The sequence below is a fragment of the Collinsella sp. CLA-ER-H10 genome (assembly GCF_040092475.1).
GTDB lineage: Bacteria > Actinomycetota > Coriobacteriia > Coriobacteriales > Coriobacteriaceae > Collinsella.
The window spans coordinates 103,510-128,819 of sequence record NZ_JBBNLM010000001.1; the positions used below are offsets into that span (position 1 = coordinate 103,510).

Below are 25,310 nucleotides of genomic sequence, written 5' to 3' on the forward strand. Positions count from 1 at the left end.
AAAGGCCATGACATTTAACGTTAACGCGCTCGGATTTGGCGACAACGTCGTCGATCGCTACGAGCATATCCACACCATGTATCCCGGCGGCAATGCGGTGAACTTCGCCGTTTATGCCAAGAAATGCGGTGCCGCACGCTCTGCATACATGGGCATTTTTGGCAATGACGCCGCTGCCGAGCATGTCATTGCAAGCCTCGAGGATGAGGGTATCGAGCTTGACAAGTGCGAGCAGATGATTGGCGAGAACGGAGCGGCTCGCGTGACCGTCGTTGACGGTGACCGTGTCTTCCTTGGCTCCAACGAGGGCGGTATCCGTGGCGATGCGCGCTATGTCCTCGATCGCTTTGACCTTGCGTACATGAAGCAGTTCGATGTGGTTCATTCGGGCAACTATTGCTTCACCGAGCGCGAGCTGCCCAAGCTGAAGGCTGCGGGCGTCACGGTCTCTTTTGACTTTTCGGACGACTCCACCGACGAGTACTACGAGCAGATTGCGCCCTACGTCGATTTTGCTTTCTTTAGTGCGGCGGATGCCGCGAGTGAGGACGAGATTCGCGAGCGTCTGGCATGGGTGAAGGGCCTGGGTCCGCGTTTTGTGTCGGCTACGGCGGGCGCCGAGGGCTGCATTGCTTACGACGGCGAGCGTTATTACCGCCAGCTGGCTAAACCGGTAACGGACATGAAGGACACCATGGGGGCGGGCGACTCGTTCCTCACCTCGTTTTTGATGTGCTATCTCGATTCCGCCAAGCGTGGTGAGGATGGCGCCGAGGCCATCGAGCGCGCGCTCGACTTTGCTGCCGGGTTTGCCTCGACCGTGTGCGGCATGGAAGGTTCTTGGGGCCACGGAGCACCAATCGTCGAATAGCTTAAGAAAGCGTACGGCGGTCTGGCTATGAGGCTTTGGACAGCCGATGCAAAACAATAAGCGAAACGCGAAAAGGGGGCTCGCCATGTGGTGGGTCCCCTTTTGTACATTGGAGAAGACCATGGGTATTAAAGCGTGTGCGGCTGGTTTTTGCTGCGCGGACGTCTATCAAAACATCGGCGTGTTCTATCCGACTGGCAATGGCATTGACTGGGGTATCCATCTTGCACGAATGGGCGTTTCGGTATCTGCCGTGTCGGTTGTCGGCAAGGACGAGTACGGAGACAAGATGAGGGAGGCGCTGGCCGCCGAGGGGCTCGATATCTCTCATCTGCGGGTGGAGGATGGCGACACCTCGGTGATGCTCATGGCATTGAAAGACGGCGTCGATCGCGTGCATCTCGAGGCAATCGATGGCGTAATGGAGACATATCGACCGAATGAAGACGACCGGGCGTTTATCCTGGAGCATGACATCATCCATACCGACCTGTTTGGCAATTGTTTGGACCTCCTGCCCGAATGGCATGAAGCGGGCAAGACGGTGGTTATGGACTTCTCGGTGTTCAGCCAGGATCCCGAATATGCCTGCGAGAATCATTTTCCCTACGTTGACTACGCATTTATGTCGTTTGAAGAGGACACTCCGGAGCTGCGAGACTGGGTACGCCACGTGCAGGAATTGGGACCGCGCGTTGCGGTTGCCACGCTTGGCGAGAAGGGAAGCATTGCCTATGACGGTGAGCGCTTCTATGAGTGCGGGATCGTACCGGCGGAGAAGGTCGTTAACACCGTGGGCGCCGGCGACTCGTATATTGCCGGGTTTACCAAGGGCGTGATCGATGGCCTTGATATTCCGGCGTGTATGAAGGCGGGTGCTGAGCTGTCGTCCCGAGTGATTGGTTCGTTTGAGCCGTACTAGGGTCAAATGCCTGGAAAGGAGTACGAAATGGTTATCGACATGTTGGTCCATCCTATGCTCTACGGCGAGATCTGTACGCCGGGTGATGAGCCTGATGGATTCGGCTTTTGGTCACGAGAATTTGGTATGGGGCATATGGGCCCCATGGATTGGGATGAGCTTCAAGTCGAGATGGACGTCTGCGACGTGCGGAAGAGCGTGCTCATGCCGCTCGATGTAACCACGGCATGCGGAGGGCACTTTGGCACCAATGACCAGATTGCCATGCTGGTTGCCGCGCATCCCGATCGTCTGTGGGGATTTGCGAGCGTAGATCCGCAGGTGAGCGGTGCCGCAGACGAATTGGAGCGCGCCTTTACCGAGTTGGGGGCAAAGGGGCTTTGCCTGCATCCGGCAAAGCAGGGTTTTGCCCCCGATGATGCTGTGGCCGAGCCGCTTTACGAGCTGTGCGAGCGCTATAACAAGCCGGTGGTTTTCCATGCCGGTATGTCTTGGGAGCCGGGCGCAGAGCTCTCGCGCAGTAACCCGCTTGCATTTGAGCACACAATCGCAACGCATCCAAATGTGCGCTTTAGTTTGACCCACTTTGGCTGGCCCTGGGTGCGCGAGACCGTGGCGATGCTGCTCAAGTATCCCAACTGCTACACGGACACCTCTATCACTTACATCGATTCGCCCGAGGAGATGATGCAGCGTCTTTTCACGGTCGATATGGGGCCGCTGTGGTATGAGCGCGCGCTATCGCATCAAGTGATGTTCGCCAGCAATACGCCGCGTTTCCGTGCATTCAAACTCAAGCGGGCGCTCGATACCGTGCCCATGCGCGATGATGCGCGAGAAAGGCTCTACTGGGGTAATGCCCTGCGTTTTCTTGAAGGGGATGAGTAAACATGGTGACGCTCGAGACATTGAGCTATCTATCGACTGCTCCGGACCAGTTCATCGATATTACCGAGGACGTGCACGCTGCCATCGAACGCAGCTCGGTGACCAATGGCTTGGCAGCGATTATTTTGTCGCATACGACCTGTGGAATCGTGGTAAACGAGGGGCTGCCCTGCGTGGAGACGGATCTTATGGAGACGCTTGATCGCATCGCCCCACTCGATGCCCCCTATGCGCATGCACACTTCCTGCCGAGCTATGGAGCCACCGGCAACAACTCCTGTGGGCATATCAAGAGCATGATTTGTGGAAACAGTTGCTTCTTTCCCGTTCAAGATGGCCACATCGTGTGCGGAGGTGCCCAGAACATCTATCTTGCGGAGTTTGACGGTCCGCAGAAGCGAAAAGTGTACATCGAGGTGCTGGGGGAGTAACGTCCCTGCAATAACCCTATGAAGGAGCACATTATGTCGTTTCTAACTTCGATGTTCAAGACCGAAAAGCCGGTTATCGGAATGCTGCACCTGCGTCCTCTGCCGGGCGATCCACTGTACTACCCGGGCGGAAGCGTGTCACAGGTCGTGGAAGCCGCCAAGCGCGATCTCGAGGCGTTGCAGCAGGGCGGTGTCGATGGCATTTTGATTACCAATGAGCTCTCGATGCCCTATGAGCAGCACGTTTCTCCCTCAACCCTTGCATCGATGGGCTATGTAATCGGGGCTCTGTCCCATGATTTGTCGACTCCTTGGGGAGCTGAGGCTATTTACGATGGTGATGCCACAATCGAGCTGTGCGCTGCCGTCGATGCGCAGTTCACGCGCTGTAATTTTTGCGGTGCCTGGGCCGGTGATCTCGGGCTGATTAACCGAGATTTCGCGCACACCATGCGTCGCAAGGCGGCGCTGCGCTTGGACGACCTCAAGCTTTTTCACTTCATCACGAGCGAGGGGGAGGTTTATCTCAACGATCGCACGACTGCGGACATTGCCGATTCGCTTCTCTTTAATTGCCTACCGGATGCGATGGTCATCGGCGGTTCGGCTGCCGGTCGTGGCGCTTCGGGCGAGCTTGCCGATGAGGTCCGCGAGCGTGTTGGCGAAGTGCCCGTGGTATGTGGCACCGGTTGTCGCGAAAATACCGTGGCTGACGTATTTGCTCACTACGATGGCGCGTTTGTCGGCACCTGCTTAAAGCGCGACGGAAAGCTGGATGCCCCGGTTGATGTTGAGCGGGTAGCTCGTTTTATGGCTGCCGCTCGTACGGCGCGAGGGGAGTAGGCACCTATGGCGCTCTATCTGGGTATTGATATTGGGACAAGCGCCTCTAAAGGCGTTTTAATCGATGATCGATGCAACATCGTTTGCCAAGCCTCTTGTGGACACGAGACGGACAACCCGTGTGACGGATGGTACCAGCATGATGCCGAGGCCGTTTGGTGGGGCGATTTTTGCCGCTTGTCGTGCGAGCTGGTGGCGCGATCGGGGGTTAACGCGGCACAGATCGGATGCGTGGGCCTTTCCGCATTGGGCTGCGACTGTGTGCCGGTCGATACCGAGTGCAACGCGCTGGCGCCCGCGATTTTGTATGGAGTCGATGCACGTTCGAAACCGCAGATTGACGAGCTTCTTTCCGAATATGGGTCAGATCGCGCACGCGAGCTTTTCGGGCACGATCCCTGTTCGTCAGATATTGCTCCCAAGATCTTGTGGTTTAAGGAGAATATGCCCGAGGTGCACGAACGTGCCGCGAAGTTCCTGACGGCGTCATCGTTTCTGTGCGCAAAGTTGACGGGGCGTTTTACGGTGGACCGTTATCTGGCGGAGGATTTTCTTCCCCTATACGACCGCTTCACTTGGAAGGTTGATGCTCGGGAATGTGCTCGTTTCTGCCGGCCTGACCAGATGGCGGAGGTAATGTCGGCTACCGATATTGCCGGGGTGATTACTCAGCGTGCGGCTGAGGCGACGGGGCTCGCGGCAGGGACACCTGTCTTAGTGGGAACGGGCGACTCTGGTGCCGAGGCCATTTCGACGGGTGTATTTCGTCCCGGCGATATGATGGTTCAGTTGGGGAGTACGGCGTATTTCATCTACCTAGCTGATCATATGGTCGATGATGCCCGCCTGTGGCCAGGGACGTTTATCATTCCCGGAACTTACGGGATCTGCGCGGGGACCAATACGGCGGGTGCGCTCACATCGTGGCTGCGCCAAGAGCTGTATCGCGACGCCGTGGAGGCCGAGGGCCACGGTGGCCCCGATGCATATTCGGTTATGGCGCATGATGCCGCCGGTGTGGCGCCGGGTGCCGATGGGCTCCTGTGTCTGCCGTACTTTGCGGGGGAGCGCACTCCGCTCAACGATCCCGAGGCGCGTGGCGTCTTCTTTGGCCTGACCGGAAGGCATACGCGAGCCCATATGGTTCGTGCCGCCTTGGAAGGCGTCGCGTATACCGTTGCATCCCATGTCGACATTATCGAGCGAGAACATGGACTGCCAATTGGGCGCATTATGCTTGTCGGAGGTGGAACCAAGAATCCAGTTTGGATGCAGGCTATCGCCGACGTATGTGGGCGCGAGGTCTCGGTTGCCAAGGTTACGGTGGGCGCATGCTTCGGTGATGCCATCATGGCAGCTCTCGCAGGTGGCGCCTATGCATCATGGGATGAGCTCGCCCAAGTCCTTGGCGTTGCGCAAACAATCGTGCCTGATATGACTGCCCACGAGTTATATGCGTCGCGCCGTCATATCTTTGACGAATTGTATGCACGCAACCGTGATCTCATGCACGAATTGGTGTAATGCTGCCGAATTGTACTGTCTTCCAAAATAGGGACTGCGTTGTGCGATTTGCATGCCCCTTGGCATTTTTGCCCACAGGAGTTAGCGAAGGTCAAAAACAGAGTGCGCATTTGCTAAAACTGCCGACTCGATGCGCTTTGCGTCACAGTTTTTGAGTGAGGCGATGCGCATCGAGGTCCTTGCGAGCGATCTGATGAGCGACTGCGCGCTTGTTTCTGTGTTTGGTTCGGCTGGCGCATCGGTCTCGAGCAGTAGACGGTCGAGTGGAATCTGCCGGGCATATTCGCGACCGCGCTTGGTGGCGAGCATACGCTCGTTCACGGAAAAATAGCAGTTTGCGTTTCGCGCGCGGGCGAGTTCGTTCGAAGTGCCGCTAAACCAGTGGAAGATGATAGCGGGGGAGTCGGGGTTTGGGATGAGTAGTCCATGCGATTCGAGGACGTCCAGTACGGCTCCTGCCGAACGAACGGCGTGAATTGATATCACGCGCCCGGTAAGAGGATGCTGCACGAGTGCATCGCAGAGCCGGTTAAGTGCCTGTATTTGTAGCGGCTCACTTCCAGCAAAGCGCGCGGAAAAGTCGAGCCCGACTTCGCCGATGTAGCGCTCTTGGGCAGCAACTTCGCAAAGCAGATTGACTTCGGCGGGACCGCAGCGGCCGTCGGCGAGCCACCAGGGATGGAGGCCGATGCCCTTGATGACGGTAGGAAGGCGACGGGTTCGCCCGTGTGCGCTAGCGAAGTCGCGTGGATCGACGCCGCAATCAAATAGACCCAAGCCCAGCGCCGTTGCCTCATCGGCAACGGCGTCCGGGTGAGCCATTAAATCAAGATGGCAGTGTGCATCAAATAACCGGGGCTCCATCTCGGCGCGCTCCGCTAGTCCAGGCGTTGGCCGTCGGCGCGCACGCGCTCGGTGCCGCGACCACTGATCTGACGGATAACCTCGCCGGCGATCATCTGGCCCATGATGGGCGGCATAAAGCTGGCGGTTCCCAGCTCGGTGCGCTCGTGGATGTTGGAAGGGTCGCGGGGCTGTGTCTTAACCGATTCCTCGCAGCTAAACAGTACGTGCAGGCTCTTGATGCCGCGCTTCTTGCATTCTTTGCGCATAATGCGGCTCATGGGGTCACGTACCGTATCGAAGATGTCGGCAAAGCGGAGGCACTCGGGATGGAGCTTGTTGGCCCCGCCCATGGAGCTAACCAAACGAATGTCGTGGTCCTGAGCATATTTGGCAATGGTGAGCTTGGCCGAGATGGTGTCGATGGCGTCGACGACGTAGTCGAGCTTGCCGTCCGTCTGCTCCAAAACGCTCGCGAAGAACTCGTCGATGTTGTCGCTCAGCAGGTATTCGGTGCGTTTGATAACGGTGGCGGCGGGATTGATGTCGTGGATCATGGCTTCCATAACATCGACCTTGCGCTTGCCGATGGTGCTGTGAAAGGCGATAGCCTGGCGATTGATATTGCTGGGCGCGACGATGTCCTTGTCCAGAATGACGAAATGACCAATGCCGCCGCGGGCGAGCGCCTCGCAGCAATTGGACCCCACACCTCCGCAGCCGAGCATCAGCACCGTAGCATCGGCGAGCTTATCGAGTGCCTCGCGGCCCATGATGATCTCGAGCTTGGTGTCGCGTGTCTCGACGAGAGCGGCAGCGGTTTCGGTCATAGACATCCTCCGATGGGGAAGCGAATCGTGTTTTAGCTATCGTCATTATAGGTAATCGCCATAGGTTGCGATGGCGTTTACTTTGATGTGGTTTGAAGCATTGCGATTAGATAGTGGGACAAACATCTAAATATCGAGTATAGTGCGCGCGTCATGAGAGATGATGAGAGGAGGTCTTATGCCGGGAGAGGGTTTTAAGGCGCTTGCCGATCCAACGCGACGGCGCATTTTGAAACTGCTGCGCGAGGGCAATTGCACGGCGGGGGAGCTTGCCGAGCATTTCGATATCAGTAAGCCGTCGCTGAGCCATCACTTGGCGACGCTCAAAAACGCCGGGTTGGTGACCGACGAACGTCATGGCCAAAACATCGTTTACAGCTTAAACACCACCGTCATGCAGGACTTGATCGGCTGGTTTATGGGCTTTACAAACACGGAAGGTGATAAGGATGAATAACGAAAACAAGGGCATTCACCCCACGGGGGTATCGTCGCGCGTGTGGATTGCGCTGGTCGCTCTGTGCGTCGCCAATGTCGTAGCGCACCTCATGGTGATGCCGAGCTTGCCTGCGCAGATTCCCACGCACTGGGGCGCGAACGGCGCCGTCGACGGTTGGGGTCCTAGCTGGATGGCCTCCGCGCTCGGCGTGCTGCCTCTGGCGCTTCTCGCAATGTTCTGCGTGGTGCCGCGCATCGACCCCAAAGGTGAGGCATATCGAACCTCGGGCAAGTTCTACCAGGGCTTCGTAATCGCCTTCACCTTGTTCATGTGCGCCATAAGCTGGCTGGGAGAGCTTACGGTCTGGGGCGTGGTGCCGGCGGTCGGTTCGGTTAACGTGCTTATTTCCGGTGTTGTCGGTTTGCTGTTCATCGGCGTAGGTAACTACTTGCCGCGTGTGAAGCAGAACTATACGCTCGGTATCAAGACACCCTGGGCGCTTGCCGATCCCGAGAACTGGCGCCGTACGCAGCGTTTTGGCGGCGCCTGCTTTATGGTGCTGGGTATTGGCCTGATTGTGATGGGCGTGGCAGGCAGCGTGCTTTCGAGTGAAGTCGTCGCCGCGGTGATTGCGGCTCTGGCGTTTGGTTCGGTTGGAGCCGTCTACGTCTACTCGTATCTGTTGTGGCGCAAATCGCAGCGAGCCGCTCGTTAAGGTTGCGGAAAACTAGCGTATGCAGTTCATAGTATGTTCCGGGGGACTTTTCCCAGGTAGTATTAGGGGGTGTGGGCAACCATGCCCCTTTTTCGTTACGTTTCAGAGCTGGTTTTCTCATTTCGTTTCCACTAAAGCGAATCAAGAATAGGGAAACAGCAGGTAGAAAGGATAGAACAGACATATGGCGGAGTTTATCTACCAGATGTATCAGGCTCGCAAGGCCCATGGCGACAAGGTGATCCTTGACGACGTGACCCTGAGCTTCTACCCCGGTGCCAAGATCGGCGTCGTGGGCCCCAACGGTATGGGCAAGTCGACCCTGCTCAAGATTATGGCCGGCATCGAGGAGGTCTCCAACGGTGATGCCAGGCTCACCCCCGGCTACACCGTGGGTATCCTGCAGCAGGAGCCGCCGCTCGACGACGACAAGACCGTCATCGAGAACGTGCGCATGGCATTTGGCGACATGATCGCCAAGGTCGATCGCTTCAACAAGATCGGCGAGGAGATGTGCGACCCGGACTGTGACATGGACGCCCTCATGGCCGAGATGGGAAAGCTCCAGGACGAGATCGACGCCGCCGACGGCTGGGATATCGATTCCAAGCTCGGCCAGGCCATGGACGCCCTGCAGCTGCCCGATTCCGACATGCCGGTCAACGTGCTTTCCGGCGGCGAGCGCCGCCGTGTGGCCCTGTGCAAGCTGCTGCTCGAGGCTCCCGACCTGCTGCTGCTCGACGAGCCCACGAACCACCTGGACGCCGAGTCGATCCTGTGGCTCGAGCACTTCCTGCACAACTACCAGGGCGCGGTGCTTGCCGTCACGCACGATCGCTACTTCCTGGATAACGTTGCCGAGTGGATCTGCGAGGTCGACCGCGGCCACCTTTATCCCTACAAGGGCAACTACTCCACGTATCTGGAGACCAAGGCTGCCCGTATCGAGGCGCAGGGCAACCGCGATGCCAAGCTCGCCAAGCGCATGGAGGCCGAACTCGAGTGGGTACGCAGCTCGCCCAAGGCTCGCCAGGCCAAGAACAAGGCCCGTCTGGCTCGCTACGAGGAGATGGAGGCCGAGGCCCGCGCAAGCCAGAAGCTCGACTGGACCGACATTCGCATTCCTGTGGGCCCGCGTTTGGGCAACAAGGTGCTCGAGGCCCATCACCTGCACAAAGAGTTCGATGGCCGCGTGCTTATCGACGACCTTTCGTTCACCCTGCCGCGCAACGGCATCGTGGGCGTCATCGGCCCCAACGGCGTCGGTAAGACCACGCTGTTCAAGACGATTGTGGGTCTGGAGCCGCTGACTTCGGGCGAGCTCGAGGTGGGCGAGACCGTCAAGATTTCTTACGTCGACCAGAACCGTTCCGGCATCGACCCCGATAAGAACCTGTGGGAGGTCGTCTCGGATGGCCTGGACCACATGATGGTCGGCGAGACTGAGGTTCCGAGCCGCGCTTATGTGGCGAGCTTTGGCTTTAAGGGCCAGGACCAGCAGAAGCGCGCTGGCGTACTATCCGGTGGCGAGCGCAACCGTCTGAACTTGGCACTCACGCTCAAGCAGGGCGGCAACCTGCTGCTCCTCGACGAGCCCACGAACGACCTCGACGTCGAGACGCTGTCCTCGCTCGAAGCGGCGCTGCTCGAGTTCCCGGGCTGCTCGGTGGTCATTAGCCACGACCGTATGTTCCTGGACCGCGTCGCCACGCACATTCTGGCGTGGGAGGGCACCGACGAGAATCCGGGCAACTGGTATTGGTTCGAGGGCAACTTCGAGGCCTATCAGGCCAACCGCATCGAGCGCCTGGGCGAGGATGCAGCCCAGCCGCATCGTATTCACCGCAAGCTGACGCGCGACTAGTCGAGCTCAGGTGACCTAACGAGAAAGGGACGATAACCTTGAGGGTTATCGTCCCTTTTTGTTACTTGGTAGAAGGCTCGACTTTATCGATGGTCCAGGCGGCTCCGAGACCGCCGGTGGTGTTGCGGCGGATGCGCACGGTGACTTCGTGGCGCTCGCCGGCTTGCGTGTAGCGCAGAGGGAAGCTTGCGCGGTTTCGCGCGGCCTCGATGGTACCGCGCTCGCGGGCGATCCAGTAGTACTCGCCGACGATGCCGAGCGTGTCGGCGCCGTAGGGGAGATAGGTTGACAGCTGGTGCAGAAGCGGGCCGGGGCAGAAGACCTCGGTTGCGAAATCGACGGGGAAGTCCTCGGGGATGGCGGGCGCTGCAGGTGCGGGGGTTGGGGCCGCTGCGGGTGCCGAAGCCGGTGCAGGTGCGGGAATTTGGTCGCAAGCAGAGGTGGGCACGGACTCGATGACGGGTGCGGGCTCCGGCGTCGTTTTCGGCTTGATTGTGGAATCTGCGGGTTTCACGGTGACGGGCGCGTCTGCAGCTGCGGTTTCAACCTCAACCTGCGTCGCGTTCTCGTTTTCAACGCTCGACTTTGCCTCGACCGGCGTGGAGGCCATGGTGGTGATGCCGGCATTGGCGTTCTCGGGGTCATAGACGACCGTGAGCGAGATGGCGGGCTGCGGCGTCTCGGGCTCCGGCACCGACTCGGCAGCGCCTTGATCGGCGGGCTCGTCGGACTGATCGTCCTCGGCCTCGTCGCCAAAGACATCGCTGTTTTGGAACGCAGACGTCTCGGGCTGGCCAGCGGCTTCTTCGGTTGTCGACTTGGGAGCTTCGTTGAGCTCCACAGTGGCTTCCTGCTCGGATATGACTTTGGGATTGGTCGTGGCGGCGATTTCGGTTTCGGCTTCTGCTGTTACCTCAATAGCGATTTCGATCTCCGCCTCGGGCTCGGGTTCCGGCGCGGCGTCAACCATGGCTTCGGGCTCGGGACGCTTAACGTGCTTGGGGCGCACGGCCTTGAGGTCCTTCTCGCCGCGCTTTTTCTTTTTGTAGGACTGCTTGGCTCCTTTGGTTGCCTTGGGCTTGTCCTCGCCCTTGGCAAGGGCGGCATCCCAGGCCTCGTTGGCGATGACGGTGGCATACAGGCGACCGCCCTTAAAGACGGTCAGCTTGATGCAGTCATCGAGCTCCTCGAGCAGCTCGCGCGTGGACTCGAAGCCCAGGTCATAAGCGGCCATGTCGCCGGCGGCGAGCGTCTCCTCGACCTGCGTCATAAACGTTTGCTTGCCGCACCCAATCGCATCGCGCAGCAGACGATATAGATAGATGTGGTTGCCCAGCGATAGCGTGGGCTTAACTATTGTCTTGCTCATGGCAAATCTCCTCTTTACACACCAAAGCATCTTACCATCGCACGGGGCGTGCCACCTCGGCGCCCAAGGCAAACGGGCGCGACCGTTGCCGGTTCGCGCCCGTTATACAGGTCGGTTATCTATGAGAGGCAAACGTGCTTAGTTGCCCGACGCCGTGCCTTGGCTCGAGCTGTCAGATGCCGTGCCGGACGCGGTTCCGCTCGAGCTGTTAGTGCTGCTGTTGTCGGTAGATCCCGTGCCCGATGTATTGTCGCTTGTCTGGTCGCCCGTGCTCGGCTGCGAGCTGTCAGTCGTTTGGCTTGAGTCGGTCGTGCCGGATTGCGTGCCGCTGTTGTTTACGGAAGAATCGACGCCCTGCGATTGATCGGGGGTGTTCGAGGACGAGTCGGTGGATGCGGAGGTGCCCTGCGAGTCGTCCTGCTGGCTTTGCGATTGACCAGTGCTATCCGCGTCGTGCTCGGTCGTGCGCGACGACAGAATCGGCTCGGGGCGCTCGCCCAGACCCTCACCGGCGGTGGTGATAAGGATGGCGCCGGCACAGGCAATGACCGCGACGATGGCGATGGCGATCGAGAAGACGATGACCTTCTTTTGCGTCTGGCTGCGCTCTGCCGCCGCCTTGGCGCGCAAGCTGTCGGGGGCAACGCGCGCCGTGGTCGCGCGCCCCGCAATCTGGCGCATCTCCTGCGTGGTCGCGGCGCCACCTAGGTGCTCCTCGACATCGGGCTCAACGGGCTCGTAGGCGCCGGCAGGGTAGTCGACAGCGGCATGCGTGCCCTTGATTGCTTCGGCGCTGGCGGAGATAAAGTGGCGATAGACCTGCGAGGACACAACAGTGATGACTGAGCTCACAGCGGCACCAATCACCGAGCCGGCAATGCCGATCTTTGAAGCAAGCGCCACGCTCGTGGCGGCAGCTGCGGCGCCGGCGATGATCTGGGGAATGGAAATGTCGTCGAACAGGCCCTTTTTGGGCGCGATGGCCATGGTCTGTCCAATGGAATGGTTCTCGTGTACGCCGTTGTTGAGCGATGCCGGCGTCATGACGCGCGTGCGCGGCGCGTCGGTGTACTTGGTTGTCATACGGGGTCCTCCCGGTGTAAATCTGCTTCGTTTCGTGTAGCCATCAGGGTACCCACCAGATGTGAATCGTACGTGACATTTAACAGATACCATCAACTCATCAATTGCTCACCAAGTTGGTGGGATGCGGTTACACCCGGCGGTTGAACTACAATAGGACTTGCTAATTGTTGTGAATGGCGTCTACGCACGGGAGCATTCTTATGAATCTTCACCTTTCTCAGTCTGATGGCTTTTTGCGTGTGGCGGCGGCGTCGCCGCAGATTCGCGTGGCCGATGTCGAGGGCAATGCCGAGGTTGCGCTGGCGGCTGTTCGCGATGCTGCCGGGCGTGGCGTTCGCGCGTTGGTGTTGCCCGAGCTTAATCTGACTGGCTATACCGCGGCCGATCTGTTCCATAACCGCACACTGCTGCATGCCTGCGAGGCTGCTCTGGTGCATATCCTCGATGAAACCCGTGAGCTGCCGATCGTCTTTACCATCGGTCTTCCCGTTGCGGTTGCCGAGAATATCTACAACTGTGCCGCCGTGTGCTGCGCGGGCGAGCTTTTGGGCCTCACGGCCAAGAAGTATCTGCCCAACTATGGCGAGTTCTATGAGCGTCGCTGGTTTGCTCCGTCGCCTGCGGATCCCGTGTGGGTTGAATTTGCCGGTCAGGGTCCGGTTCCGCTGGGTTCGGGGCTTGTCTACCGCTGCTGTGATGAGGGTGCCGAGGATATGGTGCTGGGCGTTGAAGTCTGCGAGGACCTGTGGGTGCCGGCGCCCCCTTCGACCGAGATGGCGCTTGCCGGTGCGACGGTGATTCTCAACCCGTCGGCCTCGGACGAGATTATCGGTAAGGCAGATTACCGCCGCAGCCTTATCTCCAATCAGAGCGCGCGCCTGTACTGCGCCTATGCCTACGCGGACGCGAGCGAGGGCGAGTCCACGACCGACATGGTCTTTGCGGGTGAGAACCTCGTCTACGAAAACGGCTCCAAGCTCGCCGCGACCAAACTGCTTACCTGCGATATGGCCATCGCCGACGTTGACCTTGACCGCCTGGTTGCCGAGCGCCGTCGCTCGACGACGTGGACGCGCGCGGACGATGCGCCGGAGGCCGTGACCGTCGAGTTCTCGTTTGAGGGCTCGCTCGCCGAAGAGCCTGTCCTGCGCGATGCGCTCGGCATAGACCGTGTCTTCCCCCGCGCGCCCTTCGTGCCTGCCGACCATGGTGACCTGGCTGAGCGCTGCGAGACCATCCTCGACCTGCAGACCGCGGGCCTCAAGACCCGCCTTGCCCATACGGGCACCAAGGCGGCCGTTATCGGCCTTTCGGGCGGTCTCGATTCCACACTGGCGCTGCTTGTGACCGTGCGTGCCTTCGATGCACTGGGGCTGCCGCGCACTGGTATCACAGCCGTGTCCATGCCCGGCTTCGGCACGACGCATCGCACCAAGTCGAATGCCGAGTCGCTCGCTCGCGACCTGGGTGTGAGCTTCCGCGAGGTTTCGATCCACGCGGCTGTGGAGCAGCACTTCAAGGACATTGAGCATGATCCAGCTGTGCAGGACGTGACCTACGAGAACAGCCAGGCGCGCGAGCGTACGCAGATTCTGATGGATCTGGCCAACCAGGCTGGCGGTTTTGTCATTGGCACGGGCGACCTGTCGGAGCTGGCGCTCGGCTGGGCTACCTATAACGGCGACCACATGAGCATGTACGCCGTCAACGCGAGCGTGCCCAAGACGCTTGTGCGCCATCTGGTGCGCTATGCCGCCGATGTCTTTGGCGGGCGCATTGCCGAGGTCTTGCTCGATATCCTCGATACGCCGGTGTCCCCCGAGCTTCTGCCGCCCACGGGCGACGGCGAGATTGCGCAGAAGACCGAGGATTTGGTGGGCCCGTACGAGTTGCACGACTACTTCCTCTACTACCTGCTGCGTTTTGGCTTTGAGCCGGGCAAGATCTACCGCATGGCGCTCAAGAGCTTCGAGGGCGTCTACGACGCCAAGACCGTCCACACGTGGCTACGTACGTTCTACCGTCGCTTCTTTGCCCAGCAGTTTAAGCGCAGCTGCCTGCCCGATGGTCCCAAGGTGGGCTCGGTGACGCTCAGCCCGCGCGGCGATTGGCGTATGCCGAGTGACGCTAGCTCGCGTCTGTGGCTTGCGCAGATCGACGCGCTCAATCCAGTTGACTAAGGTTGGCTAAATTGAACCAATACGGGGGTTGCAAGCGTTACACTTTTGCAATCTGATGGCCCGTATCGCGCGGCGCTCTTGTCGGAGCGCCGCGTTTTTTATATCGAAAGGTGGCACCATGCAGGCATCGCAGCGTCTCGACCGCTTTGGCGCGGAGGTCTTCGCCTCGCTCAACAACAAGCTTCTCGCGCTGAAGGCTCAGGGCAAGACCATTTACAACATGAGCGTGGGCACGCCCGACTTTAAGCCGTACGACCACGTGGTCGAGGCGCTCACGCAGGCAGCCCAAGATCCCGAGATGTGGAAGTATGCCCTGCGCGACCTGCCCGAACTCAAGCAAGCCGTGTGCGATTACTATGAGCGTCGCTTTGGCGTTTCGGGCATTACGCCGTCTATGGTGCAGTCGTGCAACGGCACGCAGGAGGGCGTGGGCCATTTGGGCCTGGCCCTGCTCGATCCGGGTGACACCATTCTGGTTCCCGATCCGTGCTACCCGGTCTTTGAGGCGGGTGCCAAGATCGCCGATGCCAAGCTCGAATACTATCCGCTGGTTGCCGAGCATAATTACCTGCCCTATGTGGCGGGTATCGATCCCGAGGTGGCCGATCGTGCCAAGTATATGATCGTGTCGCTGCCCGCGAACCCGGTCGGCTCGGTGGGTACGCCCGAGGTCTACGAGGAGATTATCGCTTTCGCCCGCGAGCACGACCTGCTCATCGTCCATGACAACGCATACTCCGACATCGTGTTCGACGGCGAGCCGGGCGGCAGCTTCTTGCAGTATCCCGGCGCGCTCGAGGTGGGCGTTGAGTTCTTCTCGCTTTCCAAGTCGTTTAACGTCACCGGTGCCCGCATCGGCTTTTTGGTCGGTCGCGAGGATGTAGTCTCGGCCTTTGCCAAGCTGCGCGGCCAGATCGACTTCGGTATGTTCTTCCCGATCCAGAAGGCCGCCATCGCCTGCCTGAACGGTCCGCGCGATGAGGTCGAGGCGCAGCGTCTGAAGTACCAGGAGCGCCGCGATGCCCTGTGCGACGGTCTTGAGGGCCTGGGCTGGGAGCGTCCCAACGCGCATGGCTCTATGTTTGTGTGGGCCAAGCTTCCCGGTGGTCGCACCGATTCCATGGCGTTTTGCGAGGAGCTCATGGAGAAGGCCGGCGTTGTGGTGACGCCGGGCGCGAGTTTTGGTCCTTCGGGCGAGGGGCACGTGCGCATGGCGCTGGTCCTGCCGCCCGATCAGATCGCTTTGGCTGTCGAGGCCATTCGCGAGGCGGGCCTGTATTAGAAACCTGTTTCGGCCCGTCAATAGCTCGAAACCGATTTCGTGCAGTTATTTTACGAATACTGCAAACAATTTCGGTAAACGGTCGATTTTCGGCTGCGAATAGGGGCATAATCAAAGTCCCGATTGGATGTATTGGGATTACGACAAGCCGCTCGGGTCGTTCCCGGGCGGCTTGTTTGTGGAGAGAGATGGGAGTTTCTAATGGTTAACGAGAAGAAGGTCGCTATTGTCGGCTGCGGTTTCGTCGGTTCGTCTTCGGCGTTCGCTCTGATGCAGAGCGGTCTGTTCTCCGAGATGGTCCTCATCGACGTGGACAAGAACCGCGCCGAGGGTGAGGCTCTGGATATCGCGCACGGCATGACGTTTGCCGAGCCGATGAAGATCTACGCCGGCGATTATTCCGATGTCGCCGACGCCGCCATGATCGTCGTCACCGCTGGCGCTGCCCAGAAGCCCGGTGAGACCCGCCTGGACCTGGTCAACAAGAACGTTAACATCTTTAAGTCCATTATCCCCGAGATTAAGAAGTCCGGCTTCGACGGCATTCTGCTAATCGTCTCCAACCCGGTTGATGTTCTGACCTATGCTGCCATCAAGATGTCCGGCCTGCCCGAGGGCCATGTCATCGGCTCCGGCACCGTGCTCGACACTGGCCGTCTGCAGCAGATGCTTGGTGCCCACGTCGAGGTTGACCCGCGCGATGTCCAGGCCTATGTCATGGGCGAGCACGGCGACTCCGAGTTTGTCGCTTGGTCCAGCGCTCAGGTTGCTGGCGTTCCGCTGAACACCTTCTGCGAGCTTCACGGTCATCTGGAGCACGAGGCTGCCGAGAAGCGTATCGCCGAGGACGTCAAGAACTCCGCCTACACCATCATCGAGAAGAAGCACGCCACCTACTACGGCGTCGCCATGGCCGTCAAGCGCATCTGCACCGCTGTCATGCGCGATGAGCAGACCGTTCTGCCCGTTTCCTCGCTCATGGTGGGCGAGTATGGCCTGTCCGATCTGGCTATCTCCATGCCGACGGTCGTTGGCCGCGACGGCGTCGTCTGCCGCGTCCCCGTGCCGCTGAACGATGACGAGCAGCATGAGCTCACCGCCTCCGCCAAGGCCCTCAAGGACATCATCGACAGCGTCGACTTCTCCTGCTAAATCAAGCTCGCTAGAGCGAAAAGCTACAATGAAGGCGTCCGGGTCCACACGGCCCGGGCGCCTTTTTGGTGCAAAGTAACCTGACCCCAATGCACCATAGTTGATGGGAGGGCCATGTCGGATTCGCCTAATTTTTTGACCTATGCCCAGACAGCGTTTGATCCGTTTGAGGAACGGCCGTTCTGCGCGGTGGATAGCCTGGTCTTTGCGTGGTTGTCCTATTTGCGTTTGCCGGGTGATATGGCGGAGCTGACGAACTGGCAGGGCCTAGACGTACGCGAGCTGCTGCGCGCCGAGTGCTACCAAGACATGATTGGCGACCTGTGGGATCCGGAGGGGAGTCGTGCCCTGTTGGAGGCTGTGGCAGCAAGCCCTCGCTACCGTGGCGTTCGTGTTTGCGGCTATCGTAGCGTGAGTGATGCCGAGACAACGGAGCAGTTTGCGGCCATGACGTTCCGATTTCCGGCGGGGTTTAGCTATCTTGCCTTCCGGGGGACCGACAGCACGATTGTGGGCTGGAAAGAGGACTTTAACATGGCGTTCCGGTGTCCTGTGCCGGCCCAGGAATCCGCGGCGCGTTATGTAGACGAGGCGGCGGATGCGATTGACGGGCCGCTTTTGTGCGGAGGTCATTCCAAGGGTGGAAACCTTGCGGTGTACGGTGCGGCGATGTGCCCCGATGTCGCCCGTGAGCGAATCGAACGGGCGTATTCCCATGATGGTCCGGGCTTCGTCGAGGAGTTTCTGAGCGGCAACGCCTTCGCCGATCTATCCGGTCGAATCGACAAGACGCTACCTCGGTCGTCGATCTTTGGCATGATGTTCGAGACACAGGAGGACTATGCCATCGTTGAGAGCACCGAGTTCAGCCTGCTTCAGCATAATCCCTTTAGCTGGGTGGTTGATGGTCGCGACTTCGTGTACTGTGAGCGCCTGTCCGCCGGTGCTCGATACGTTGATGGCTCCATTCGCGAGATGCTGCTTGCGGTGTCGCCTAACGAGCGCGAGCGTTTTGTAGATGCGTTGTTCTCCGTGCTTGAGGCTACGGGTGCTGAGCGGTTTGCGGATATCGCTGGGAATCTGCGCGAGAGCCTGCCTGTGATGCTCCAGGCTGCGCAAGGCTTTGACAAGGATACGCGACGCTTTGTCTCGCAGACTATCGTTGCGATTCTTAAGTGTGCGCTTCTGCCCAAACGTCCCCAGATCGACATGCCCGCTGCCGGCAAGAGCTTGGCAGAACAGCTCGAGGCTTGGCAGTCCGAGCTCCTGCGCTAACCATTGGTGCAAAGCAACCTGTCCCCGATGCACCAATCTTCGATGCGCCTGGGGCGGGATCGACCGCTATACTGGTTCGTGCCGAAATCGATCTAGAACGGAATGCCGTATATGAAAATCAATCACGCGATTCTGCATATCCTGGACTTTGACTCTGCCGTCAACGTTATGAGCCAGCGCGAGCTCGATATCGAGAGCCGCACCGTGCGTAATTTCGTAACCACGCACCTGCGGCGCGCTCGTACCTCGGCTGATAACAAGCGTGCCACGTTTGCCGAGAACTCCGCATTCGGCGGCGAGCTCAAGGGCTATTTCTTTGGTGAGCGTGAGTTCGTGGATCTGTCTCAGCAGATTGCGGAGTTCATCTCTTCCGAACTTACCAAGGCCGAGAAAGCCGAGTCCACTGACGTGCTTGTGGCGGACTTTGATGACGATGAGGATGCCCGCTGGTTTGCCGTGATGCTGCTGGGCTCCAAGCAGGCTTTTATGCACGAGGTGGGTCGCGAAGAGGGCGAGGTGCGCAACGACATTGCGCGCCACTACGCCATTCTGCCGAATCCCTCGCAAAAGGTGCCGAGCTATGCAATCGTGCGTGCAAGCACCATGGAGATCGGCTATGTGGATAAGAAGCGCAAGATTGCCGGCGAGGATCGCATGCTCATTCCCGATGGCCTGCTGCAGTGCGACACGGGGGTATCGGGCAAGGAGGTCATCGACACCGTGACGCGTGTGGTCGAGGAAGTCGCCGAGGAGCACGGTGCCAACACGGCTGTAGCACTCGCCAAGGTTAAGGCTGCTGTTGCCGAGAAAGTTGAGGATGACGAGGAACTGCCCCCTTGGGATATCGTCGATGAGGTCTTTGAGGACGAGCCGGTTATCAAGGAGAGCGTGCGCGCGGCACTGACTGAGGAGAAGGTGCCTGAGCGTGTGCCCGTGGAGCGCAAGCAGGTCGAACGCGCGGCGGTGCGCAACCACAAGATCCGTACCGACACGGGCATCGAGATCAGCTTCCCGGCCGAGATGGGTTCGAACTCTGAGTACATCGAGTTTGTCAACGAGCCCAACGGCCTCATCTCCATCGAGCTCAAGAACATCGGAAGTATTGAGAATCGATAAACTGCTCTTGGACGTTGCAAAAAACAAAGGCCGAAGCCTTTTGGGACTTCGGCCTTTTTTGTTTTCGGCTTGGTTGCTGACATTGCGCCGCAGGTTGAGCTCACGTCAGCGAAAACGCCCCTAAGCGAGCAAGGTGACGTGAAAGAGGAGGGAAGCGTACTTCGGTACGCGACCGACGATTGAACGTCAGATTGCCGCTTAGGGGCGTTTGCAGCGTCGAGCCGTTACGCGGTTTGGCAAAACCGCGTAACTTCTACAGCTGGCGCAGGCCCTCTTCCAGGCCGGTCTTGCTGTCGGTCTTCTCGTCGCGCATCTTGATGGCGCGGGCGGGGACACCGGCCACGACGGCGCCGGCGGGGACGTCCTCGACGCACACGGCGCCGGCGGCAACTACAGCACCCTTGCCCACGTGCACGCCTTCCAGGACCACGGCGTTTGCGCCGATCATGACATCGTCCTCGATGATGACGGGCGTGGCGCTGGCGGGCTCCACAACGCCTGCCAGCACGGTGCCGGCGCCGATGTGGCAGTTCTTGCCCACGGTGGCGCGACCGCCCAGCACGGCGCCCATATCGATCATGGAACCCTCGCCGATAACGGAGCCGATGTTGATGATGGCGCCCATCATGATGACGGCACGGTCGCCAATCTCGACGCGGTCGCGGATGATCGCGCCCGGCTCGATGCGGGCGTTGATGCCCTTAAGGTCGAGCATGGGCACGGCGGAGTTGCGGCAATCGTTTTCAACGTCGTAGTAATCGATGGAATCGGCATTGGCGTCCAGGATGGTCTTGAGCTCGTCCCAGTCGCCAAAGACGGTCTTGCCGCGACGGCCGCCGTAGACATGTGCGTCGCCCCAGGCAACCTTCATGCCCGGCTTCTCGCGCACGTACAGCTTGACGGGCGTCTTTTTGGGCGCGGTGGCGATGTAGTTGATAATCTCCTGTGCATCCATCTCGGCTGCGTTGCTCATTTGCTATCTCTCCTTTGGGTGGATTCGGTTGATACCTGGTTAGGCAAACATGACCTTGTCGAACGTATAGAAGCCGGGTTCGCGGGTGACGAGCTTCTGCGCGGCTGCCAAGGCGCCGTTGACAAAGATCTGACGGCTCGTGGCGCGGTGGGTGAGCGTGACCTCCTCGTCCTGGCCAAAGAAGCTCACCTCGTGCACGCCGGCGACGGTGCCGCCGCGCAGCGAGTGCATACCGATTTCCTTGGGATCGCGTGCTCCGCACATGCCCTCGCGGCCATAGACGGGGTGGTAGCCTGCCTCGGGCTCGGCTTCGACGACGGCGTCGAGCAGTAGCTTGGCAGTGCCGCTGGGGGCGTCGACCTTTTGGTTGTGGTGCGTCTCGACGATTTCGCAGTCAAAGCCGGGCAGCTCGCGTGTAGCCTGCGCTACCAGATGGCGCAGGGCTGCGATACCGATGGAGTAATTGCCCGAGTGCATAACGCGGGTGTTCTGGCCCAGCTCACGCAGGCGGTCCATCTGCTCGGGGGTGTAGCCTGTGGTGCCTGAGACCAACGCCGCGCCCGTGCGCTCGACATAGGCGACGACGGCGTCGAAGGTCGCGACGTTCGAGAAGTCGATGATGACGTCGGCAGCCGGTGCGTTCTCGAGCTCGCTCAAATCGAAGCCAATCTGGGTCACGATATCAAAAACGGGCTGCCCGGCGGCGTCGACAATGCCTTCGGCGGTAGTGCGGATGAGCGAGCCCATGCGGCCCGTTCCCATAATGACGGTCTTAATCAAGTAGACCAGCTCCCTTCAGAGCATCGGTAAGTGCGGCTCGCGTGTCGTCTGCCATGGGGCACAGCGGCATACGGTAGTTTGCCTCGATCATGCCCATCTGGGCGAGCGCTTCCTTGACGGGGATGGGGTTGACCTCGCTAAAGAGGGCGTTGATGAGCGGCTGGCCGGCAATCTGGATATCGCGGGCGCGCGCTACGTCGCCGTCCAGATAAGCGCGGCACATGTCGTGTACAAGCTGCGGCTGCACGTCGGCCCACACGCTGATGGTGCCCGAAGCGCCCAGGCTCATGAGCGGCACTGTGAGTGCATCCTCGCCCGAGTACATGCGGAAATCGTCGGACAGCAGGTGGGCGATCTTGGCCGCGTAGGCGACGTTGCCCGAGGCCTCCTTGATGCCCATGATGTTGGGGTGCGCGGCTAGGCGCTCTACGTTGCGCTCGCTGATACCGCAGCCGCAGCGGCCGGGGATGTTGTACAGGATGCAGGGGATGTCAACGGCATCGGCGACGGTCTTAAAGTGCTGATAGATACCCTCTTCGTTGGACTTGTTGTAGTAGGGGGTAATGAGCAGCAGGCCGTCGGCTCCCAAGCCCTGGTAAGTAAGCGACTTGGTGAGCATGGTCTGCGTGGAGTTGGAGCCTGAGCCGGCGATGACGGGGACGCGTCCTGCAACATGCTTGACCACGGCGGCGACGACGGAGTTGTCCTCGTCATCGGTCATCGTGGCGCTCTCGCCGGTGGTGCCCAGGGTGAGAATGGCGTCGGTGCCATTTTGCAAGTGGAAATCGATAAGGCGCTCGAGCGCGTCAAAGTCGACACTGCCGTCCTTTTTAAACGGCGTAACCAGGGCGACGATTGAGCCCTCGAGATTGCGGATGTCCATGTTCTTCTCCTTCGCCTCCGCGATCTGGATGCGTTTGTTCCATTGAGCTGCGACTGCCAGGCGCTCGTCTTGGGCGCGACGGCGGGCGCTTTCGGCGCGCGACTTGGCCAGCAGCTCTCGGCCGCACGGCAGCACGTCGAGCGTGGAAAAGTAATCGCCCGGGCGCTCGGCGCGGCGGATGAGGTCAGCCGCGCCATCGGGGCGCAGCAGGACCTCGGCGGAGCGCAGACGTCCGTTGTAGTTGTAGCCCATGGAGTAGCCATGCGCACCGGTATCGTGGATTACAAGCAGGTCATCCATGTCGATATGCGGCAGCTCGCGGTCGATGGCGAACTTGTCGTTGTTTTCGCACAGGTTGCCCGTGATATCGTACGTGTTCGTGACGGGAGCTGCGGACTTGTCGGGGCCACCCGGCTGGCCCATCACTGTAACGTGGTGGTAAGCGCCATACATGGCAGGACGAATGAGGTCGACGGCACTTGCGTCCACGCCGATATAGTCTTTGTAGATCCGCTTTTCGTGAATGGCCTTGGTGACCAGGCACCCGTAGGGGCCCATCATAAAGCGGCCCATCTCGGTGCAGATCGCCACATCGCCCATGCCGGCGGGAACCAGGATCTCGTCGTAGGCCGCGTGTACACCCTCGCCGATGGCGTGGATGTCATTGGCCTGCTGCTCGGGCAGGTAGGGGATACCCACACCGCCGGACAGATTGATAAAGGCGACATGTGCACCGGTCTCGCGCTCCAGGCGCACGGCAAGTTCAAAGAGGATTCGCGCGAGCTTGGGGTAGTAATCGTTGGTGACGGTGTTGCTGGCAAGGAAGGCATGGATGCCAAAGTCCTCGGCGCCCTTGGCCTTGAGCATGCGGAAGGCATCAAAGAGCTGCTCGGTGGTCATGCCGTACTTGGAATCGCCCGGGTTGTCCATAATGCCGTTGGAAAGCTGGAACAGGCCGCCCGGGTTAAAACGGCAGCTCACCGTCTTGGGGATGGGTCCCGCGACGCGCTCGTAAAACTCAATGTGGCTGATATCGTCGAAGTTGACGATGGCGCCCAACTTGTCGGCAAGCTCAAAGTCTGCCGCCGGCGTGTCGTTGGACGAGAACATGATGTCATGGCCGGTGATGCCCAGCGAGCGGGCGATCATGAGCTCGGTATAGCTCGAGCAATCGCAGCCGCAGCCGTATTCGTTGAGAATTGAGATAAGGGCCGGGTTGGGGTTGGCCTTGACGGCAAAGTACTCCTTAAACCCCGGGTTCCACGCAAAGGCGTCGCGCACTTCTTGCATGTTGCGGCGGATACCCGCCTCGTCGTATAGATGAAACGGCGTGGGGAACTGCTCGACGATATGCTCGAGTGTCTCCTTGTCCACAAACGGCTGCTTGGCCGCATATGCCTCGTTGGGGGTCAATGCCATGTCCCGTAAACCTCGCTATCCAGACGGCGCCATCTGCGCATCGAATCCGCATAGCGTGGACCCAATGTCCGGATAGCGCTCCCGCATTGCTGCAGACAGTCCTGCGAGTGTTTCCCGCAGGCCCACCAGGCTGTTCGTGCCCGAAAAACCCAGTTCGGCGGGTTTCGCCTCCCCGCGGGGTCAAAGTCTGCCGACTCGCCCGCGGCTCTTCGTGCCCGCGCCTCTATCAAGTGGTAAAGACCCTACCACGTTGCACTTTACCAAACAAGAGTATTCGTATATAACGTTTAAAAAATGCAGCATCATGCTAGAAACGAGGGCGCCACAATCCTGCGTCACAATAGGTGACAACTGAGTTGCCCCATGAAAGGAATCCCCATGACCGAGCTCCAAGAACTCCGTCGCTATCGTCGCGACCTGCATCGCATTCCGGAGCTCGACTTCGATCTTCCGCAAACTATCGCCTATATCGAGGGCGTGCTCGCTCCGCTTGCCTGCGAGGTGATCCATCCGTGCCCTAGTTGCGTGTGCGCTTTCTTCGACGCTGGCACGGGTGCCTCGCATGCCACGGCGATTCGTGCCGATATGGATGCGTTGCCTATTGCGGAGACGACGGGCGCCGCTTTTGCCTCGACGCATCCCGGCAAGATGCACGCGTGCGGCCACGACGGGCACATGGCTATGGCCCTCGCGGCGGCAACTTTTGTCGACCGTACGATTCGTGAGCAGCCGGGCGTTATTAAGCGCAACGTGCTTTTTGTGTTCCAGCCGGCCGAGGAAACAACCGGTGGCGCTAAGACGGTATGCGAGAGCGGCGTGTTCGAGCGCTACGGGGTCGACCGCATCTTTGGCTTTCACGTGTGGCCCGATCTTCCTGCCGGTACGCTGGCGAGCTGTCCCGGTCCGCTGCTGGCGCGCTCGAGCGAGACGCACATTCATATCCATGGCACGAGCATCCATATCGCCAAGACCTACGGCGTTCCAGTCGAGGAATCACATGACGCAGCGCTGGCGGCGGCAAAGTTCCTGGTTGCCGAGCGCGAGCTGATGGACGAGCTGGGTGCCGATGAGCCCTGCATCGGTAAGTTTGGCCTGCTGCAGGCCGGCACCGTCTGCAATGCGGTGGCGGGGGAGGCCCATGTTGCCGGTAGCTTGCGTGTGTTTACGGACGCCATGTTCGACCGTGCGCGCGAGGGCGTACGCCGTGCGCTCGACGAGGCGTGCACCGCAACGGGCTGTACGTACGATCTCGACTTTGCCGAGGGCTATCCGCCAGTCGATAACGACCCCGAGTTGTTTGCCCACATTGCGCCTGCCTTGCCCGAGTTGCAACTTGTGGACGAGCCGCTGTTAATTGCCGAGGACTTTGCTTTCTATCAGCGCCATCTGCCGGGCGTGTTCTTCTTGCTGGGCACGGGCGTGCCAGAAGGACAAGAAAACCCGATCGACGCTGATGACTGCCCAGCCTATGCGATGAGCGCTCTGCATACCGATACCATGCTCTTTGACGAGGAGATTCTTCTCAAAGGCCTCGATGTCTACAAACGATTGCTTTTGCTTGACTAAGGCGCAAAGGACTATTTGTTCTAGAAAACACGAACAAACGTACGATATAATAGAGATGT

Annotated in this window: 22 protein-coding genes and 1 riboswitch; of the genes, 15 read left to right on the forward strand and 7 right to left on the reverse strand. The window is 59.7% G+C overall.

Annotated features, from left to right (window positions below; genetic code table 11):
* Nucleotides 1-7 precede the first annotated feature (7 nt).
* The 6 genes from AAAX36_RS00495 to AAAX36_RS00520 all read left to right on the forward strand — a co-directional run bounded on the left by AAAX36_RS00495 (nucleotide 8) and on the right by AAAX36_RS00520 (nucleotide 5,479).
* Nucleotides 8-871 (forward strand): PfkB family carbohydrate kinase, encoded by an 864-nt coding sequence (locus AAAX36_RS00495; protein ID WP_196022578.1) that lies wholly within the window; start codon nucleotides 8-10, stop codon nucleotides 869-871.
* Nucleotides 872-992: 121 nt separating this feature from the next.
* Complete coding sequence (frlD, locus tag AAAX36_RS00500) at nucleotides 993-1,793, forward strand: fructoselysine 6-kinase (protein WP_349073673.1); 801 nt, start codon at nucleotides 993-995, stop codon at nucleotides 1,791-1,793.
* A gap of 27 nt (nucleotides 1,794-1,820) precedes the next feature.
* Nucleotides 1,821-2,681 carry an amidohydrolase family protein gene (locus AAAX36_RS00505; RefSeq protein ID WP_271742878.1) on the forward strand — a complete coding sequence of 287 codons (861 nt, stop codon included), beginning with the start codon at nucleotides 1,821-1,823 and terminating at the stop codon, nucleotides 2,679-2,681.
* Between the two features lie 2 nt (nucleotides 2,682-2,683).
* Nucleotides 2,684-3,112, forward strand: coding sequence for a secondary thiamine-phosphate synthase enzyme YjbQ (locus AAAX36_RS00510; RefSeq protein WP_196022581.1), 429 nt, complete (start codon nucleotides 2,684-2,686; stop codon nucleotides 3,110-3,112).
* A 33-nt stretch (nucleotides 3,113-3,145) separates the two neighbouring features.
* The gene (locus AAAX36_RS00515; protein WP_117786628.1) at nucleotides 3,146-3,955 is read left to right on the forward strand and encodes a BtpA/SgcQ family protein; all 810 of its coding nucleotides are present in this window, start codon (nucleotides 3,146-3,148) and stop codon (nucleotides 3,953-3,955) included.
* A gap of 6 nt (nucleotides 3,956-3,961) precedes the next feature.
* Nucleotides 3,962-5,479 carry an FGGY-family carbohydrate kinase gene (locus AAAX36_RS00520; RefSeq protein ID WP_349073674.1) on the forward strand — a complete coding sequence of 506 codons (1,518 nt, stop codon included), beginning with the start codon at nucleotides 3,962-3,964 and terminating at the stop codon, nucleotides 5,477-5,479.
* Nucleotides 5,480-5,560: 81 nt separating this feature from the next.
* On the opposite strand, the gene AAAX36_RS00525 is transcribed toward AAAX36_RS00520, so the two are convergent.
* Together AAAX36_RS00525 and AAAX36_RS00530 are read right to left on the reverse strand one after the other, a co-directional pair.
* Entirely contained in the window at nucleotides 5,561-6,343 is a 783-nt protein-coding gene (locus AAAX36_RS00525) for a TatD family hydrolase (RefSeq protein ID WP_349073675.1), read from the reverse strand.
* A 14-nt stretch (nucleotides 6,344-6,357) separates the two neighbouring features.
* Entirely contained in the window at nucleotides 6,358-7,152 is a 795-nt protein-coding gene (locus tag AAAX36_RS00530) for a tRNA threonylcarbamoyladenosine dehydratase (protein WP_117745882.1), read from the reverse strand.
* A gap of 178 nt (nucleotides 7,153-7,330) precedes the next feature.
* Between AAAX36_RS00530 and AAAX36_RS00535 the strand changes: the two genes are divergently transcribed.
* From AAAX36_RS00535 to ettA, 3 genes are all read left to right on the forward strand, one after another.
* Nucleotides 7,331-7,609, forward strand: a complete 279-nt coding sequence (locus AAAX36_RS00535) for an autorepressor SdpR family transcription factor (RefSeq protein ID WP_349073676.1) — start codon at nucleotides 7,331-7,333, stop codon at nucleotides 7,607-7,609.
* Entirely contained in the window at nucleotides 7,602-8,306 is a 705-nt protein-coding gene (locus tag AAAX36_RS00540) for an SdpI family protein (protein WP_117745883.1), read from the forward strand. Before AAAX36_RS00535 ends, AAAX36_RS00540 begins: the two co-directional genes overlap by 8 nt.
* Before the next feature lie 184 nt (nucleotides 8,307-8,490).
* Complete coding sequence (ettA, locus tag AAAX36_RS00545) at nucleotides 8,491-10,170, forward strand: energy-dependent translational throttle protein EttA (protein ID WP_055251458.1); 1,680 nt, start codon at nucleotides 8,491-8,493, stop codon at nucleotides 10,168-10,170.
* A gap of 61 nt (nucleotides 10,171-10,231) precedes the next feature.
* Here the strand turns inward: ettA and AAAX36_RS00550 are convergent, their stop codons facing one another.
* The gene (locus AAAX36_RS00550) at nucleotides 10,232-11,539 is read right to left on the reverse strand and encodes a hypothetical protein (RefSeq protein WP_349073677.1); all 1,308 of its coding nucleotides are present in this window, start codon (nucleotides 11,537-11,539) and stop codon (nucleotides 10,232-10,234) included.
* 138 nt (nucleotides 11,540-11,677) lie between these two features.
* Nucleotides 11,678-12,622 carry a hypothetical protein gene (locus AAAX36_RS00555; RefSeq protein ID WP_349073678.1) on the reverse strand — a complete coding sequence of 315 codons (945 nt, stop codon included), beginning with the start codon at nucleotides 12,620-12,622 and terminating at the stop codon, nucleotides 11,678-11,680.
* 203 nt (nucleotides 12,623-12,825) lie between these two features.
* Between AAAX36_RS00555 and AAAX36_RS00560 the strand changes: the two genes are divergently transcribed.
* The 5 genes from AAAX36_RS00560 (at nucleotide 12,826) to AAAX36_RS00580 (ending at nucleotide 19,630) form a co-directional block, all read left to right on the forward strand.
* Nucleotides 12,826-14,805: an NAD(+) synthase gene (locus AAAX36_RS00560; RefSeq protein WP_254668692.1), complete on the forward strand. Its 1,980-nt coding sequence runs from the start codon at nucleotides 12,826-12,828 to the stop codon at nucleotides 14,803-14,805.
* 118 nt (nucleotides 14,806-14,923) lie between these two features.
* Nucleotides 14,924-16,087: an aminotransferase class I/II-fold pyridoxal phosphate-dependent enzyme gene (locus AAAX36_RS00565; RefSeq protein ID WP_006234344.1), complete on the forward strand. Its 1,164-nt coding sequence runs from the start codon at nucleotides 14,924-14,926 to the stop codon at nucleotides 16,085-16,087.
* A 201-nt stretch (nucleotides 16,088-16,288) separates the two neighbouring features.
* On the forward strand, nucleotides 16,289-17,239 hold the full coding sequence (locus AAAX36_RS00570) for an L-lactate dehydrogenase (protein WP_006234343.1): 951 nt from the start codon (nucleotides 16,289-16,291) through the stop codon (nucleotides 17,237-17,239).
* Between the two features lie 114 nt (nucleotides 17,240-17,353).
* A complete protein-coding gene (locus AAAX36_RS00575) occupies nucleotides 17,354-18,514 on the forward strand; it encodes a DUF2974 domain-containing protein (protein WP_006234342.1) in 1,161 nt (386 codons plus the stop codon).
* Nucleotides 18,515-18,625: 111 nt separating this feature from the next.
* Entirely contained in the window at nucleotides 18,626-19,630 is a 1,005-nt protein-coding gene (locus AAAX36_RS00580; protein WP_022094136.1) for a nucleoid-associated protein, read from the forward strand.
* Nucleotides 19,631-19,883: 253 nt separating this feature from the next.
* Here AAAX36_RS00580 and dapD read toward each other — a convergent pair whose 3' ends face one another.
* The 3 genes from dapD to dapA are packed head-to-tail and all read right to left on the reverse strand — an operon-like array spanning nucleotide 19,884 to nucleotide 23,685.
* Complete coding sequence (gene dapD / locus AAAX36_RS00585; RefSeq protein ID WP_006234339.1) at nucleotides 19,884-20,603, reverse strand: 2,3,4,5-tetrahydropyridine-2,6-dicarboxylate N-acetyltransferase; 720 nt, start codon at nucleotides 20,601-20,603, stop codon at nucleotides 19,884-19,886.
* A gap of 39 nt (nucleotides 20,604-20,642) precedes the next feature.
* A complete protein-coding gene (gene dapB, locus AAAX36_RS00590) occupies nucleotides 20,643-21,383 on the reverse strand; it encodes a 4-hydroxy-tetrahydrodipicolinate reductase (protein ID WP_217495605.1) in 741 nt (246 codons plus the stop codon).
* The gene (gene dapA, locus AAAX36_RS00595; RefSeq protein ID WP_138112135.1) at nucleotides 21,376-23,685 is read right to left on the reverse strand and encodes a 4-hydroxy-tetrahydrodipicolinate synthase; all 2,310 of its coding nucleotides are present in this window, start codon (nucleotides 23,683-23,685) and stop codon (nucleotides 21,376-21,378) included. Before dapA ends, dapB begins: the two co-directional genes overlap by 8 nt.
* 65 nt (nucleotides 23,686-23,750) lie before the next feature.
* Nucleotides 23,751-23,919, reverse strand: a riboswitch (Lysine riboswitch).
* A gap of 144 nt (nucleotides 23,920-24,063) precedes the next feature.
* On the opposite strand from dapA, the gene AAAX36_RS00600 reads away from it, so the two are divergent.
* Nucleotides 24,064-25,251 (forward strand): N-acetyldiaminopimelate deacetylase, encoded by a 1,188-nt coding sequence (locus AAAX36_RS00600; protein WP_138112137.1) that lies wholly within the window; start codon nucleotides 24,064-24,066, stop codon nucleotides 25,249-25,251.
* Nucleotides 25,252-25,310 lie beyond the last annotated feature (59 nt).

Coding starts and splice junctions, on each gene's coding strand:
- AAAX36_RS00530 (WP_117745882.1), bottom strand. CDS start 7,152: ATGACCGAAACCGCTGCCGCTCTCGTCGAGACACGCGACACCAAGCTC.
- AAAX36_RS00515 (WP_117786628.1), top strand. CDS start 3,146: ATGTCGTTTCTAACTTCGATGTTCAAGACCGAAAAGCCGGTTATCGGA.
- AAAX36_RS00495 (WP_196022578.1), top strand. CDS start 8: ATGACATTTAACGTTAACGCGCTCGGATTTGGCGACAACGTCGTCGAT.
- AAAX36_RS00560 (WP_254668692.1), top strand. CDS start 12,826: ATGAATCTTCACCTTTCTCAGTCTGATGGCTTTTTGCGTGTGGCGGCG.
- AAAX36_RS00555 (WP_349073678.1), bottom strand. CDS start 12,622: ATGACAACCAAGTACACCGACGCGCCGCGCACGCGCGTCATGACGCCG.
- dapA (WP_138112135.1), bottom strand. CDS start 23,685: ATGGCATTGACCCCCAACGAGGCATATGCGGCCAAGCAGCCGTTTGTG.
- AAAX36_RS00540 (WP_117745883.1), top strand. CDS start 7,602: ATGAATAACGAAAACAAGGGCATTCACCCCACGGGGGTATCGTCGCGC.
- AAAX36_RS00510 (WP_196022581.1), top strand. CDS start 2,684: ATGGTGACGCTCGAGACATTGAGCTATCTATCGACTGCTCCGGACCAG.
- AAAX36_RS00520 (WP_349073674.1), top strand. CDS start 3,962: ATGGCGCTCTATCTGGGTATTGATATTGGGACAAGCGCCTCTAAAGGC.
- AAAX36_RS00580 (WP_022094136.1), top strand. CDS start 18,626: ATGAAAATCAATCACGCGATTCTGCATATCCTGGACTTTGACTCTGCC.
- AAAX36_RS00600 (WP_138112137.1), top strand. CDS start 24,064: ATGACCGAGCTCCAAGAACTCCGTCGCTATCGTCGCGACCTGCATCGC.
- AAAX36_RS00565 (WP_006234344.1), top strand. CDS start 14,924: ATGCAGGCATCGCAGCGTCTCGACCGCTTTGGCGCGGAGGTCTTCGCC.
- ettA (WP_055251458.1), top strand. CDS start 8,491: ATGGCGGAGTTTATCTACCAGATGTATCAGGCTCGCAAGGCCCATGGC.
- AAAX36_RS00575 (WP_006234342.1), top strand. CDS start 17,354: ATGTCGGATTCGCCTAATTTTTTGACCTATGCCCAGACAGCGTTTGAT.
- AAAX36_RS00550 (WP_349073677.1), bottom strand. CDS start 11,539: ATGAGCAAGACAATAGTTAAGCCCACGCTATCGCTGGGCAACCACATC.
- frlD (WP_349073673.1), top strand. CDS start 993: ATGGGTATTAAAGCGTGTGCGGCTGGTTTTTGCTGCGCGGACGTCTAT.
- AAAX36_RS00535 (WP_349073676.1), top strand. CDS start 7,331: ATGCCGGGAGAGGGTTTTAAGGCGCTTGCCGATCCAACGCGACGGCGC.
- AAAX36_RS00570 (WP_006234343.1), top strand. CDS start 16,289: ATGGTTAACGAGAAGAAGGTCGCTATTGTCGGCTGCGGTTTCGTCGGT.
- AAAX36_RS00505 (WP_271742878.1), top strand. CDS start 1,821: ATGGTTATCGACATGTTGGTCCATCCTATGCTCTACGGCGAGATCTGT.
- AAAX36_RS00525 (WP_349073675.1), bottom strand. CDS start 6,343: ATGGAGCCCCGGTTATTTGATGCACACTGCCATCTTGATTTAATGGCT.
- dapD (WP_006234339.1), bottom strand. CDS start 20,603: ATGAGCAACGCAGCCGAGATGGATGCACAGGAGATTATCAACTACATC.